The organism is Hoeflea algicola, assembly GCF_026619415.1.
GTDB lineage: Bacteria > Pseudomonadota > Alphaproteobacteria > Rhizobiales > Rhizobiaceae > Hoeflea > Hoeflea algicola.
This window is the reverse complement of the sequence record NZ_JAOVZR010000001.1, coordinates 4,017,455-4,029,959: the sequence shown is the minus strand read 5'-3', so window position 1 is coordinate 4,029,959 and position 12,505 is coordinate 4,017,455. Positions and strand designations below refer to the sequence as shown.

The 12,505-nt window shown below is 57.1% G+C and carries 12 protein-coding genes, 2 tRNA genes and 3 pseudogenes; 4 read left to right on the top strand and 13 right to left on the bottom strand.

The window, feature by feature from the left end; genetic code table 11:
- Window positions 1–73 precede the first annotated feature (73 nt).
- Complete coding sequence (locus OEG84_RS19585) at window positions 74–1,138, top strand: tyrosine-type recombinase/integrase (protein WP_267655278.1); 1,065 nt, start codon at window positions 74–76, stop codon at window positions 1,136–1,138.
- A gap of 84 nt (window positions 1,139–1,222) precedes the next feature.
- Here the strand turns inward: OEG84_RS19585 and OEG84_RS19580 are convergent.
- The 10 genes from OEG84_RS19580 to OEG84_RS19535 all read right to left on the bottom strand — a co-directional run bounded on the left by OEG84_RS19580 (window position 1,223) and on the right by OEG84_RS19535 (window position 7,365).
- Window positions 1,223–1,298 (bottom strand) — tRNA-Phe (locus tag OEG84_RS19580).
- A 374-nt stretch (window positions 1,299–1,672) separates the two neighbouring features.
- Window positions 1,673–1,873 (bottom strand): DNA gyrase inhibitor YacG, encoded by a 201-nt coding sequence (gene yacG / locus OEG84_RS19575; protein WP_267655276.1) that lies wholly within the window; start codon window positions 1,871–1,873, stop codon window positions 1,673–1,675.
- 4 nt (window positions 1,874–1,877) lie between these two features.
- The gene (locus tag OEG84_RS19570) at window positions 1,878–2,498 is read right to left on the bottom strand and encodes a Maf-like protein (RefSeq protein ID WP_267655274.1); all 621 of its coding nucleotides are present in this window, start codon (window positions 2,496–2,498) and stop codon (window positions 1,878–1,880) included.
- 22 nt (window positions 2,499–2,520) lie between these two features.
- Window positions 2,521–2,739 carry a translation initiation factor IF-1 gene (gene infA, locus OEG84_RS19565; RefSeq protein WP_004435948.1) on the bottom strand — a complete coding sequence of 73 codons (219 nt, stop codon included), beginning with the start codon at window positions 2,737–2,739 and terminating at the stop codon, window positions 2,521–2,523.
- A gap of 101 nt (window positions 2,740–2,840) precedes the next feature.
- Window positions 2,841–3,311, bottom strand: a complete 471-nt coding sequence (locus tag OEG84_RS19560) for an arsenate-mycothiol transferase ArsC (RefSeq protein WP_267655272.1) — start codon at window positions 3,309–3,311, stop codon at window positions 2,841–2,843.
- Between the two features lie 8 nt (window positions 3,312–3,319).
- Complete coding sequence (locus tag OEG84_RS19555; RefSeq protein WP_267655271.1) at window positions 3,320–3,796, bottom strand: UPF0262 family protein; 477 nt, start codon at window positions 3,794–3,796, stop codon at window positions 3,320–3,322.
- On the bottom strand, window positions 3,793–5,109 hold the full coding sequence (gene hisD, locus OEG84_RS19550; protein ID WP_267655270.1) for a histidinol dehydrogenase: 1,317 nt from the start codon (window positions 5,107–5,109) through the stop codon (window positions 3,793–3,795). The genes OEG84_RS19555 and hisD overlap by 4 nt, the downstream gene beginning before the upstream one ends.
- A 35-nt stretch (window positions 5,110–5,144) precedes the next feature.
- A complete protein-coding gene (locus OEG84_RS19545) occupies window positions 5,145–5,582 on the bottom strand; it encodes a DUF2948 family protein (protein WP_267655269.1) in 438 nt (145 codons plus the stop codon).
- A 151-nt stretch (window positions 5,583–5,733) separates the two neighbouring features.
- Entirely contained in the window at window positions 5,734–7,023 is a 1,290-nt protein-coding gene (gene murA / locus OEG84_RS19540; RefSeq protein WP_267655268.1) for a UDP-N-acetylglucosamine 1-carboxyvinyltransferase, read from the bottom strand.
- Window positions 7,024–7,140: 117 nt separating this feature from the next.
- A complete protein-coding gene (locus tag OEG84_RS19535) occupies window positions 7,141–7,365 on the bottom strand; it encodes a hypothetical protein (protein WP_267655267.1) in 225 nt (74 codons plus the stop codon).
- A gap of 346 nt (window positions 7,366–7,711) precedes the next feature.
- On the opposite strand from OEG84_RS19535, the gene OEG84_RS19530 reads away from it, so the two are divergent.
- Window positions 7,712–7,786, top strand: a tRNA-Thr gene (locus OEG84_RS19530).
- Between the two features lie 354 nt (window positions 7,787–8,140).
- Here OEG84_RS19530 and OEG84_RS19525 read toward each other — a convergent pair.
- A pseudogene (locus OEG84_RS19525) lies at window positions 8,141–8,233 on the bottom strand (transposase); the annotation flags it as partial.
- Window positions 8,234–8,350: 117 nt separating this feature from the next.
- Between OEG84_RS19525 and OEG84_RS19520 the strand changes: the two are divergent.
- The gene (locus OEG84_RS19520) at window positions 8,351–8,569 is read left to right on the top strand and encodes a phage portal protein family protein (protein WP_267655266.1); all 219 of its coding nucleotides are present in this window, start codon (window positions 8,351–8,353) and stop codon (window positions 8,567–8,569) included.
- Here OEG84_RS19520 and OEG84_RS19515 read toward each other — a convergent pair.
- A pseudogene (locus OEG84_RS19515) lies at window positions 8,564–9,457 on the bottom strand (IS481 family transposase). The gene OEG84_RS19520 and the pseudogene OEG84_RS19515 overlap by 6 nt on opposite strands.
- Window positions 9,458–10,144: 687 nt before the next feature.
- On the opposite strand from OEG84_RS19515, the gene OEG84_RS19510 reads away from it, so the two are divergent.
- On the top strand, window positions 10,145–10,930 hold the full coding sequence (locus tag OEG84_RS19510) for an IclR family transcriptional regulator (protein ID WP_267655264.1): 786 nt from the start codon (window positions 10,145–10,147) through the stop codon (window positions 10,928–10,930).
- A 474-nt stretch (window positions 10,931–11,404) separates the two neighbouring features.
- Here OEG84_RS19510 and OEG84_RS19505 read toward each other — a convergent pair.
- Window positions 11,405–12,499 (bottom strand): annotated as a pseudogene (locus tag OEG84_RS19505) (IS3 family transposase).
- Window positions 12,500–12,505: the final 6 nt, after the last annotated feature.

The window sequence follows — 12,505 nt, the reverse complement described above, 5'->3', positions numbered from 1 at the left end:
TTGACGACTGGATCGATTGTCTTCGCGGAGACGCTGCTACTTATCGTACAGCCGACTTGCTTCTGGATTCGCTATGACCGGCACGGTGGTTCGGGTTAAAGGGCTGAAGAGGTACTTCGAACCGAAGACGGGCAAGTGGTACGCCTATCACCGAAAATCAGGGCGGAGGCTTCAGTCCGAATTCGGAACACCCGAATTCTTCGCCGAACTGGCCGCGATTGATGCCGAGACGAATGGGCAGAAGGCCAGGGCCGGAACGCTTGCCGCCCTTATTGAATCGTATCGCCGATCGGCTGGCTTTCAATCGCTCAAGACCAGAACCAAATCTGACTATCAGAAGATACTGGAATACCTAAAGCCGCTAGGGCCGTCACCCTTGTCTGAATTGACGCAGGGATGGGTTGCCCGTTTGCGCGATAAGACATTCGAGAAGAGGAAACGGAAATTTGCCAACTACACCTTGACGGTTCTATCAATCCTATTCGAGCACGCTATAGAGCAGGAGATGATGACCGATAATCCGGTCGGCAAGGTGAAGCGCGTTCGAAGGGCTACCGACGCACCGGAAGCAAACCGCCCTTGGATGGATTTTGAACGGGATGCGGTGATTGCCGTTATTCCGAACCATATGCGACTTCCGATAGCGTTGATGATGTTCTGCGGCCTTGATCCGCAGGATGCCCTCCAGTTGCCACGGACCGCCGTATCTCACGGACGACTTGATACTCGGCGAGGCAAGACGGGCGTTCCTGTGTGGGTTCCATTACCTAAGCCCGTCATTGAGGCGCTAGATGCCGAACCGGAGCACTCCACGACGACACTTACATTGTGCGCGAACAGCTACGGCAAGCCGTGGACTGTATCGGGGTTCAGAGCGTCATGGCGGCCAGTTAAGCAGAAGCTAGAGGCAGCAGACAAAGTGCAACCAGGCCTCACCCTGAAGGGCCTGAGGCATACCGTGGCGACGATCCTCAGGGAGATGGGCAAGGACCACTCGATCATTGCAGAAATGCTTGGTCAGAAGACGGAAGCCATGGCGAAGCACTATTCAAGGCGAGCCGACATGTCGAAGAGGATGGCCGAGACAATCGCCGATCTTGACGCCGAAGTGAACAGACGGAAAACAAAGGATGTCTAGAAACGCATGACAGTGTGTCTAGAACTTGAATTCATGGAGAAGAAAGAAAGGACCAAATCTTGATAAATATCAAGGAATTAGAAGTGGTGCCCGGAGGCGGATTTGAACCACCGACACGCGGATTTTCAATCCGCTGCTCTACCAACTGAGCTATCCGGGCAACATCCTGACCGCGTCAGAGCGGTTTCAGGAGCTTGCCGGCGGGAGCATAATTTCCATGCCGGAAGCGAGCGCGTTATAGCATCTTGAAAGCCCCTGTCCAGCACCCTTTTCGGCTTTTTCCCTGTCCGGCAAAGAAATCCCACAACGGCTTCGCCCCGGGCTTGCGGCGTCCATCTATTTTGGCGGCGGAACGATGCGACGAGGCCCACTTAGTGACCGGTGAAGCACCGCTTCGAGTAATACCGGGCTCGTAATATCGATACCCGACGCACCGGTCTCTCGCAGTCGTCAGCGCTGAGGCACAAGGCCCGGCACGGAGCCCAAAAAGCACACCCAAGCAGCGATTCACGAAAAAGCGCCACAGCGGCTGCCTCAGCCGCGGTCGTCCTGGTCCTCGTCCTGGTTTTCTCCGACCTCGGTGACCGGGATCGCGTAACCGCCGACCAGCCAGCGGTTGAGGTCGACGGAGCGACAGCGATCCGAGCAGAACGGGTAATTGTCGCGTGTCGACGGTCGTCCGCATTCCGGACAGGGTTGCGCCTTGCGCAGTGGGGTTACCTTGGCGTCGTTCATTGCCTCAGCCCTCAAGCCATTTGAAATGCACGTCATAGCCTTCGCCGGTCAGCAATCCGACAGTTTCGTACAGCGGCAGGCCCACGACATTGGTGTAGGAGCCGACCAGCTTGACCACGAACGTGCCGGCAAGCCCCTGGATGGCATAGCCACCGGCCTTACCGCGCCACTGGCCCGAAGCCAGATAACTTTCGATCTCGACTTGCGAGAGCCGCTTGAAGCGCACCCGGGTTTCGATGATCTTCTGACGGATCTTGTGATCCGGGGTAACCAGGCAAATACCGGTGAAGACTCGATGGTTGCGGCCCGACAGCAGATAGAGCGCGTTCGACGCCTCATCTATCTGCTCGGCCTTGGGCAGCACCCGGCGGCCAACCGAGACGACAGTATCGGCGGCGAGAATATGAGCGTCGCGCCAGGCCGGGTCATTGCCGGTCTGGGTTAGCGCAGCCTCGGCCTTCTCACGCGAAAGCCGCCGCGCGAGCGAGCGCGGATGTTCACTGCGATGCGGCGTTTCGTCGAGATCCATCGGCATCAGCCGGTCGGGAACGATGCCCGCCTGGCCGAGCAGTTCAACTCTGCGCGGCGAACCGGAGGCGAGGATCAGTTTTTGCGATCTGGCCATGGGGTGGCGTCACACCTATCGCTTATTTGAAGCGATAGGTGATACGGCCTTTCGTCAGATCGTAGGGTGTCATTTCAACGAGCACCTTGTCGCCTGCCAACACGCGGATGCGGTTCTTGCGCATCCGGCCAGCAGTGTGAGCGATGATTTCATGCTCGTTTTCAAGCTTTACCCGGAAGGTTGCGTTCGGCAGCAGTTCGGTGACCACGCCCGGAAATTCAAGAACTTCTTCTTTCGCCATTCAGTGTCTGTCTTTCTCGTTTAAGGGCGGGCACATGATGCGCGGGCCCGAATTTTGGTCGGAACCTACACAAAGACGACCGCTTTGTGAACAAAATAGATTCAGGGGCCCAGCGGCTCGCGTGACCAACCCTTGCCAGAGCCGATCCGCTGCCTGAGCATGTCGCGTACCTCGCGGTAGGCGTCAAGAATGCGGTCCCGTGTGCCGGTAACGACAGTCGGGTCCGGTGTTGGCCAGTAGATCACCTCAACGGCGGTACTACCAGTCCTTTCGAGCGCCCGGTGGTGGGCTTCCGGCGCCAGCGTGACAATTACATCGAAATAATCGTCAGCAAGCTCGTCAAGCGCCTGCGGCTGGCGCTCGCCGAGGTCGAGGCCAATTTCGTCGAGCACCTTGTCGACAAACGGATCGCGCTCACCGGGGCGGACACCTGCGGAGGTGATATAGGTACCAGCGGGTAATATCGAGCGGGCGATGACCTCGGCCATTGGCGAGCGGATGGAATTCATCCCGCACACGAACAGAATCGCACCAGGAGTGGTTTTCTCATGGGCAGGCGCGGGGTCCGCCATTGTGTCCTCTATCCGCGCCAGTGCAGCACGCAGACAAGCGTGAACAACCGCCGCGCGGTATCAAAATCCATAGAGACCTTGCCATCCAGCCGATCCATCAGCGTCTGCGAGCCCTCGTTGTGGATGCCGCGGCGGCCCATGTCGATGGCCTCAATCTGGCTCGGCGACGAGGACCTGATCGCCTCGTAATAGCTTTCGCAGATCATGAAGTAATCCTTGACGATGCGCCGGAACGGCGTCAGCGAGAGGATATGCGCGGCGATCGGGACATCGTTCTGATCAGAGATCGAAAACACCAGCTTGGCATCGACCAGCGACAGTTTGAGCTTGTAGGGCCCATCATTGTGGCCAGCCGGCTCAAAACTGTTTTCCTCGATCAGATCGAAAATGGCGACCGCACGCTCATGCTCCACATCCGGCGTGGCACGCCCGATGGTCTCATCGAGAACGACGTCAGAGAGCCGTTGCGTGTCCGCCGTCGTCATTCCCGGTCCCGGCCTCCATCCCAGCGGTTCATCCTGATCGACACCGACCGTGCGTGGGCGTCGAGCCCTTCTGCCCGGGCCAATGTTATGGCAGCCGGGCCGAGAGACTGCAACTGCTCGGCTCCAAGCCTGAGAATCGAGGTGCGCTTGACATAATCAAGCACCGAAAGCCCCGAAGAAAACCGCGCCGAACGCGCCGTCGGCAGGACATGGTTGGACCCACCGACATAATCGCCGATCACTTCGGGCGTGTGCCGGCCAATGAAGATGGCGCCGGCATTGCGGATGCGCCCGGCCAATTCCTCGGCATCGCTGGTGGCAATCTCGAGATGCTCGGCGGCTATCCGGTCGGCCAGCGGGATCGCTGCCTGCCAGTCGGGAACCAGGATAACGGCCCCGAAATCGGCCCAGCTGCGGCGTGCCGTCTCCGAGCGGCTGAGCGTTGAAAGCTGCCGCTCGACGGCGGCCACGACCGAATCGGCAAAGCCCGCGTCGCAGGCCATCAGAATCGACTGGGCACCCACATCGTGTTCGGCCTGAGCCAGCAGATCGGCGGCGATCCAGTCGGGATCGTTGTCAGAATCGGCCATCACCAGCACTTCGGACGGACCGGCGATCATGTCGATGCCGACAGTGCCAAACACCTGCCGCTTGGCTGCGGCCACCCAGGCGTTGCCGGGGCCAACAATCTTGGCCACCGGACGGATGGTTTCGGTGCCATAGGCAAGCGCTGCGATCGCCTGGGCGCCGCCGATCCGGTAGATCTCGTTAACGCCGGCGATGCGGGCGGCGGCGAGCACCACCGGGTTGAGCGCGCCGTCACGCGCCGGCACCACCATGACAATGCGCTCGACGCCGGCCACCTTGGCGGGCACCGCATTCATCAACACCGAACTCGGATAGCTGGCGGTGCCGCCCGGCACATAGAGACCAACGGCCTGGATCGCGGTCCAGCGCGAGCCGAGCTCGACGCCCAGCGCATCGGTGTAGCGGTCATCCTCGGGCATTTGTCGGCGATGATGGCTGGCGATTCGGTCATGGGCCAGTTCAAGCGCCGCGATCACGTCCTTATCGGCCGCCTGGTAGGCTGCCTCGATTTCATCGGCAGTGACCGCCAGTCCGAGGGTGCGGGTGTCGATTCCGTCAAAGCGTTTGGAAAAATCATGCAGGGCCGCATCGCCACGCGCCCGCACTTCGTTGATGATGACGCGCACATCGGTCTCGACGTCTTCGGAGACCTCGCGCTTGGTGGTCAGGAACGCTGCGAATCGGGATTCAAAATCCGATTGCCGGTAATCAAGCCTCAGTACCAATGCCCCTGCCCCTTTGTCATACCAACGTGTCTGCTTTAACCGCTGACCGGATGGCGCGGCTTGAATTTCGTTTCCCAGCCGCCACCGATATCGGCGATTTGCACCTCGATGCAGGCGACGTCGAGCCGGATTGTGGCGTCGCCTGCCAGAACCAGTTCGATAACACCGGCCGGAGCTTCTTCGCCAGCCAGAAACTGCAGCGCAAGCAGCGAATGCACCTTGTCGGTGTCTTTGAGATCAACGCCGCGCGACTTGACCGCATCAACCTGCTTGATCACCAGCACGGCACGCCGGCGCTCAAAGGTTTTCTTGGTTTTCCCCTCTTCCCAGACGAAGCGGTTGGCCTCGAGGGTGAAGCTGCGATCCTTGCCGAAAAAGGCGGTGTCGCCGGTCTTGAATACTGCGTCCTGCAGGCAAGCGGAGATCACGGCCAGATCGGTTTCGTCAAGCGCCATCAGTTTCAGACTGTCCATGAATTCCTCGGATTTTCCAGGTTTGCGATGCCACCCGCCGGAGCATGTGCGAGCGCTTGTTGCACTGCAAGGTAAGTGCGCCAAGGCCAAAGCGCAATGCGGCGATGGTTGAGAGCGTGGCATTTCCCCGGCCCCGCCTCTGCCAAACGCGTCAGCTGCTGATGCGTTCGACGATGGCGCCGCAATTGGTGAGTTTCTCTTCCAGCCGCTCGAAACCGCGATCAAGATGGTAGACCCGGTTGACGGTTGTCTCGCCTTCGGCTGCCAGGCCGGCAATCACCAGCGAGACCGAAGCGCGCAGATCGGTTGCCATCACCGGCGCGCCGCGCAGTTGCGGCACCCCGGTCACCGTCGCCGTCTGGCCCGACAGCGAGATCTTCGCTCCCAGCCGCGCCAGTTCCTGCACGTGCATGAAACGGTTCTCGAAGATCGTCTCGGTGATGTGCGAGACGCCATTGGCACGGCTCATCAGCGCCATGAACTGCGCCTGCAAATCGGTCGGGAAACCGGGAAACGGATCGGTTGTCACATCGACCGGCAAGATATCCCCGCCATTGCGGCGAACGCGGATGCCGCCCGCTTCGGGCGTGATCTCGACGCCGGTGCGGCGCACGGCCAGGAGCGCGTTTTCGAGCAAATCCATCGAGGTGTTTTCGAGCAGCACATCGCCGCCGGTCATCGCCACGGCCATGGCGTAGGTGCCGGTTTCGATTCGGTCGGGCAGCACCCGGTGGCGCGCGCCCGACAGCGATGCCACGCCATCGATCACCAGCGTCGAGGTGCCGGCGCCGGAAATCTTCGCGCCCATGGCGTTGAGGCAGTTGGCGAGATCGACCACTTCGGGCTCGCGCGCCGCGTTCTCGATGATCGTCTGGCCCTTGGCCAGAGTTGCCGCCATCAACAACACATGGGTGGCGCCAACGGAAACCTTGGGAAACACGTAGCGCGCTCCGATCAGCCCCTTGGGGGCGCGGGCGTTGACATAACCGCTTTCAATCTCGATCTCGGCGCCCAGCTGCCTGAGGCCGTCAATGAACAGGTCCACCGGCCGTGTGCCGATGGCGCAACCGCCGGGCAATGAGACCTTGGCTTCGCCCATGCGGGCCAGAAGCGGGCCGATGACCCAGAAACTGGCGCGCATCTTCGACACCAGCTCATAGGGTGCGGTGGTATCGACAATGGTGCGGGCGGTGAAATGCACCGTGCGGGCATAGGCCCCGCCCTGATTCTCGCGCTTGCCGACCACGGCGATATCGACGCCATGATTGCCGAGAATGCGCTGGAGCTGCTCAACATCGGCCAGATGCGGCAGGTTTTCCAACGTCAGCGTGTCATCGGTCAACAGCGAGGCAATCATCAGCGGCAAGGCTGCGTTCTTGGCGCCGGAAATCGGAATGACGCCATTGAGCGGGTTTCCGCCAACGATCCTGATGCGATCCATGCTGTCCTCGTGGGTTTCGGACCGAGCCCCTGTGCTGGCGGCGGGTTCCTGAGAAATTACTGCGGCGCTGTTTAGACCATCCTCGGGAATGCGGCAACACGAAGGACCAGCGTCAGGTTAATCGACTTTGCCACCCTCATCACGGGCAGCCGGCAGGCCGTCGGTCTCGTCGGCACCGCCATCGCGGCGGGCGCGGGTCTGGGATTTGCGCCGCTGCAAATTGGCGCGCAGTTGCTCGGCACGACGCGCGGCGCGGCTGGCAGCCTGGCGTTCTGCTTCGGTCCCGTATTGTGGGGTCCCGTGTTTTGCGGCTTGGGGTTTTGGCGATTTTGTTTCGGTCATGACCAGCCTCCGATAGCGCAAAAACCGCTTGAGGTGAAGAGACAGCGCAATGGGCCGTTAGCCGGCCAGTACCGTTTCAGCCGCATCGCTGAATGCGCGCGGCTTGTCCGGCCCGCCCGCCAATCCACATGGCGCTACGGCGGGGCCGGTTTTCAGGCCCGTGAACCAGTCTCGCACAGGCAATTTCAAAACTGCCTCACCAATCGCCCGTTTGTGCTTGCACTCATATCCAAGCTGTGGCAATAGCGGGCCGCTTCAGTCGTTTTCATCCACTCGGAAACTGCACAAGCGTGACACGGAGACGAATAGGCGCCAAGGCGTCAACATTCCGGATCCGACGCAAAGGGCTGCCGTAGCTCAGGGGTAGAGCACTCCCTTGGTAAGGGAGAGGCCGAGAGTTCGAATCTCTCCGGCAGCACCATTTGTTTTCGTAAGTTACCGATATTGTTATGGTAATCTTGTTTGATGGTGTTTTGATCCACCTTCTCATCCACCTCATCTATGTCGATGACGAGATTGTTTCCACAGCCCCTTGGCGTGTCTCATTGCGGTTCATTCACCCGTGTGCGGGGAACAATTCGAATCCCTCTCTCTCCGCCACATCTTGTCACTAAGTTATTGCTTTATCTGGAATAATCGAAATTATCTTTTTAGGCGTGCACTTCACTTCAATGCTCATTGAATGCATCCAGCAGCTTTCGTCACCATCAGCGATAGGAATCGGCCATACCAGCTAATTGGGGCAGATTGCGCCGTTCCTGATTCAAACTCCTAGGTGCTTGCGGCAAACCTCAGCAGTCGGCAGATCCGCCTCCTGCTCCTTCAATATCCCGATAATCTGCTCTTCCGTGAACCGTGAACGTTTCATCCGTCCGTCTCCTTGTCGTGACGGACTCTACCAAATTCTGGAGGAAGTTTAGGGGCTCAGGTCAATTACTGTCGAGGCGGTCTGCGACGACTCCTTCACGAGGCTCAGACTGAAGCCGTGCGCGAATGGATCAAGCGCGATGAATTGGCCGACGAGCTGTTCGACATGCTCGACGCCGTCGGCAAGGGCTATTCGTTTGCTTACATCATCTGGGACATCTCGGAAGGGCAATGGCGGCCAGACCGGCTGGAATGGCGCGACCCGCGCTGGTTCCGCTTTGATCGAACCGACTGTAAGGTGCGGTTACCCGTGGGACATCTCGATTTCCGATTATAGCTTTTCTCTGAGGGCTTCGTAAGGCGTTTTTCCGTTGTGTGCGCCGTGCGGCCTGTGGAAATTGTAGAAGCGTTCCCATTCGTCCAGTTTGGCTTCGAGATCGACGTCGCCTTTGTAGCTTAGGAGTTGATAGAACTCCTGACCATCCGACATGTGTGACCGTTCGACTTTGCCATTCAATTGCGGTGTGCCGCGTTTGATATATGCATGCCGGATGCCAAGGTCTTCGACGTGCCAATGGAACTTCGCCTGAAACTCATGTCCGTTGTCCGTGCGGATTTCCCGGATCCTGAACGGGAATTTTTCGATGATGTGATCAACGAAGTCGATCGCATTGGCCTGGGTGTGTTTTTCATAGACTTTGAGCGCCCGCACACGCGTCGCATCATCAATCGCGGTATATTGGAACCGCCGTACTTTCTCGCCCTTTTGTCCTATGAATGTCAGGAACTTGACGTCCATCTAGATGTGGTGTCCAGGAACCCGTTTCTGATACCGCTTTGTGTGAACCTTGAGCATCCTTGTTCCGCGCGGCAGCCGGTTTAGACCATGGCGGCGCAAGATGCGCGAAACGGTGGCGTCAGACATCTTGATGTCGTGGTAACGCGCAAGATACCAAACAATCCGCATCGGGCCGAGGTGATATTTGCGGCGCAGATAAAGCACCTTTTCTTCACGCTCAGGGGACGTTCTATTGGCATGCCACTTGGGGATCGGCGGTGCGTTGATCAGACCAGCCTCACCGCGTTCAGCATAAACTTGGCGCCAACGATAGAAACTTGAACGGCCAACACCAAAATAGCGGCATGCTTTCACAACGCTACCAATTTCATCGGCATATCGAAGTATCCGCAATTTGCGCTGTATCTCGCGCTGATCCTTGTTCATAAACATCTCCTTCTTCCCAAATTTGGGAGGCTAAAGGAAATGTCCCGCGAGTAACGGCATATCTACAATAGAAAGTTGCGTGAAATCCGATAAGAAACCCGACAAAGCCAAGGACAAAATCATCTTGCCAGAATCGCGGTGGTAAGCCTTGGTAATGTTGCACAATAGCGATAACGGGGCGTATCGCATTTATTGTATGCTCTGTTGCAAGGCGACGGTTTTGACCGAACATCAAACATTTTCCTTGTGTGCCTTTAAAAGCTGAAGTTGTCCTTTGGGGTTCAATATACCTGAACCCTTGCTACGTGGCGAACGTGGGGGCAGAGTGTCACGGATGAAGATGGCATAGGCCCAGCAACCAAACCAACGCTGATCCTTACCGCAACACAATGCGTCATCGTCCTTGCTCCTCTCAGGAAGCATGGACCAAAGCGCAGTTACACAGAAGACCGGACACTCTCTCCTTCTGTGCTCGCTTGGATCATGAAAAAAACTCCAGCGGCAAACGGTCAAAATTCTTGGAGGCACGTCAATCGGTATCGCACATGAAAAACGAAACCCGCACTTGCCTCTCAATGGAAAATCGGACATCGTCCGCATTTAGCGACAAAGTGCAAAAAACTCGATGAAAACGATCAGCAACACACTAAGGTCTGTCCACCTCTCAATGTCACTTGCTCTCAATTCATGAACAACTCGAGCGAAAAACGCGACACCCTCCTTGAACGGCAAGTCAAAATTCTCGAGGCCATTTCGAGCGCAGCCGATGGCCTATACCTGAATGAGATCAGTGACTTGCTCTCTCTTCCTCGACCGACTGTCTACCGGCTGGTTAATATGCTTGTTGATGTAGAACTCGTAGTTCCGCGAGGAAGCAGTAGAAAGGCGTTCATAATTGGGCCGAGACTAGGTCGATTATTGCAAATGAATTTTGCTGAAAACACTCTGTCGCGAATGGTTTCTCCAATACTGGATGAATTAGTTGATAAACTCAATGAAACGTCTTACGCGTGCCGACTTGTCGGAGCTAAAGTATACGCTATCAATTGGCGCGTGCCAGTGCACGGCGATCGCCGAGGACATTACTATCCAGGCCATCGAATGGCGCCTCATGCAGCCGCGTCAGCAAAGGCAATTTTCGCCTTTCAGGAAGCGAGCCTTATAGAAGAGGCACTCTCCGACGAGCTCGAAAAGTTTACAGAATTCACCAAAATTGAAATCGCTGAAATATTAAACGATTATGCCGAAATTCGTGCCAAGGGTTATTCTGTTTGCGATGAGGAATTAAACCGAGGAATGCTGGCTTATGCCTGCCCGGTATTTACGAACGGAACAAAGGAGGTGTTCTATAGCGTTGCGATGACTGCCTCTTCCAATAGATTGGTGAACAATTCTGTTGACGACATCGTCGGTCATCTATCCGAGGCCGCGAACAAATTCGCGCGACGCCTGAATTTAGGAAATTCGCGTTAAAGTAGGTTGGTAATCGCGCGATATGTTGAAATGTTTTGCAGCCTGACGCCGGCTCATTGCTTCAGAACAAGCCAGACGGACCTTCAGATACAATTCCACGGTATAGATCCCCTAGCCCTCCTGTGTTCGTCACAGAAGGATAAATAGGTGGTCGCCTGTGATTTTCCCGTAAGTATCTGACGGGGCGCCTTTATTCTGGTTTCCAAAGTATCAGGAATCGCAAGGTTTCGTGCTGAACCCCACCAAAACCTTGCGATTTCTTACGCGCCCGCACTTAAGGGATTCCCATCGCCGCCGGGTCGTGGTCCACTCTTAAAGCGCCGTACGTTTAATCGGACGCATATCCAGCTGCTTTGAGATAGTTCCAGTGGCGTGCCCCCATCAGGTGGTCCGGTTTGATTGTTAGTGCATCATGGGCGTGAAGTGCCCCCCAATTTTGGTCCAGCTGGAGCTGGAATTTTCCGGGGTTATGGCTCATGCCGGCGGGGGTGCCGATGAGCCGTTCATGAGCGAAATCGGTACCTTGTTGCCGATCGCGCTGTGTGGCCGGAATTCGTTATAGTCTCTACGCCAATCCTCCAATTTTGAACGAGCGTCGTCAAGGCTCATGAACCAGTGTGTGTTCAGGCACTCCGCCCGAAACTTGCCATTGAAAGATTCGATGAAGCTGTTGTCCGTTGGCTTTCCAGGCCGGGAGAAGTCGAGGGCGACACCCTTCTGGTAGGCCCACAGATCAAGGTCACGAGAGATAAACTCGCTGCCATTGTCGACCCTGATCGATTGCGGATAGCCAACCGTTCGGCATACGCGTTCCAAGGTTTGCACCACATCTTCTCCCTTGTAGTTGAACCGTGGATCAACCACGGGGGAGAAGCGGGAAAAGGTATCAACAACCGTCAAAATGCGCATTTTGCGACCAGTCGCCAACTGGTCATGAACGAAATCCATTGCCCAGACCTGGTTGGAATGGGTTGCGTCCTTCCGGTCTTCTCTGAGCTTCGCCTTCACACGGCGCTTGGGCACCTTGTTGCGGAGTTGCAAGCCCATCTCCTTGTAAAGGCGATAGATCCGGGTTGACCGGCCATCCATCCCGCCTGAGCAGGACATGGACACGCCGGTAGCCATAGCGAACCCGCGTCTGGCAGATGTCCTTGATGCGCAGCTTTAGTTCGGCCTGCTCGCAACGCTTCGACTTGTAAACGTAGAGGGACCGGTCAATCTGCAGCGCCGAGCAAGCTCGGCGTGTCGAGACCTTCCAGTCGCCTATCACCTTGTCCACAAGTTCCCGCTTGCGGGCAGGCCTCAAAGCTTTTTTGACAGCACGTCCTGGAGCATGGCTTTGTCGAGCGACAGGTCCGCAACGATCTTCTTCAGCCTGTTGTTCTCATCTTCCAGCTGTCGCAGCCGCTTCATCTCCGACGGCATCAGGCCTGTATACTTCTTGCGCCAATTGTAAAACGTAGCGTCAGAAATCCCGGCCTTTCGGCACACGTCAGCGACAGCGGCTCCTTCTTCAGCCTGCTTCAAGACAAAGGCTATTTGCGCTTCGGAAAACTTAGATGCCTTCATGGAACT

Coding starts and splice junctions, on each gene's coding strand:
- OEG84_RS19535 (WP_267655267.1), bottom strand. CDS start 7,365: ATGACCGAAACAAAATCGCCAAAACCCCAAGCCGCAAAACACGGGACC.
- OEG84_RS19585 (WP_267655278.1), top strand. CDS start 74: ATGACCGGCACGGTGGTTCGGGTTAAAGGGCTGAAGAGGTACTTCGAA.
- OEG84_RS19570 (WP_267655274.1), bottom strand. CDS start 2,498: ATGGCCAGATCGCAAAAACTGATCCTCGCCTCCGGTTCGCCGCGCAGA.
- OEG84_RS19510 (WP_267655264.1), top strand. CDS start 10,145: ATGAACAACTCGAGCGAAAAACGCGACACCCTCCTTGAACGGCAAGTC.
- infA (WP_004435948.1), bottom strand. CDS start 2,739: ATGGCGAAAGAAGAAGTTCTTGAATTTCCGGGCGTGGTCACCGAACTG.
- murA (WP_267655268.1), bottom strand. CDS start 7,023: ATGGATCGCATCAGGATCGTTGGCGGAAACCCGCTCAATGGCGTCATT.
- OEG84_RS19555 (WP_267655271.1), bottom strand. CDS start 3,796: ATGACGACGGCGGACACGCAACGGCTCTCTGACGTCGTTCTCGATGAG.
- OEG84_RS19560 (WP_267655272.1), bottom strand. CDS start 3,311: ATGGCGGACCCCGCGCCTGCCCATGAGAAAACCACTCCTGGTGCGATT.
- OEG84_RS19545 (WP_267655269.1), bottom strand. CDS start 5,582: ATGGACAGTCTGAAACTGATGGCGCTTGACGAAACCGATCTGGCCGTG.
- yacG (WP_267655276.1), bottom strand. CDS start 1,873: ATGAACGACGCCAAGGTAACCCCACTGCGCAAGGCGCAACCCTGTCCG.